The sequence below is a fragment of the Vibrio sp. OPT46 genome (genome assembly GCF_015163535.1).
Taxonomy (GTDB): Bacteria; Pseudomonadota; Gammaproteobacteria; order Enterobacterales; family Vibrionaceae; genus Vibrio; species Vibrio alginolyticus.
The window spans coordinates 1-293 of the sequence record NZ_JADDYG010000337.1 but is presented as its reverse complement, the minus strand read 5'-3'; the positions used below and the strand labels follow the sequence as shown (position 1 = coordinate 293).

The following is a 293-nucleotide window of genomic DNA, read 5'->3' as shown; positions in this document are numbered from 1 at the left end:
CCACTCGATATTTACTTCACTGTCCCGAACACCGAAAAAGGCATCAGCGATGCCATAAAAACCATTAAGAAACACAAACCTCAACGTGTCGTCATCGAAGCTACAGGTCGATTAGAAATGCCTTTTATACACGCCTGTGACAAAGCCAAATTACCTTATGTTATTGCCAACCCACTACGTATTAAAAGGTTTGCTGGTGCCATTGGTCAACGAGCTAAGAACGACCGTTTAGATGCCGCTCTCATCGCACATTATGCCGAACGTGTTCAGCCAGAACTGACCAAACTAAAAAG

At 44.0% G+C, this 293-nt stretch carries 1 protein-coding gene; it reads left to right on the top strand.

What is annotated here, in order from left to right:
* Positions 1-293 (top strand): IS110 family transposase (locus IQR33_RS15615; protein WP_193843824.1); only part of this gene is annotated, 293 nt, incomplete at both ends.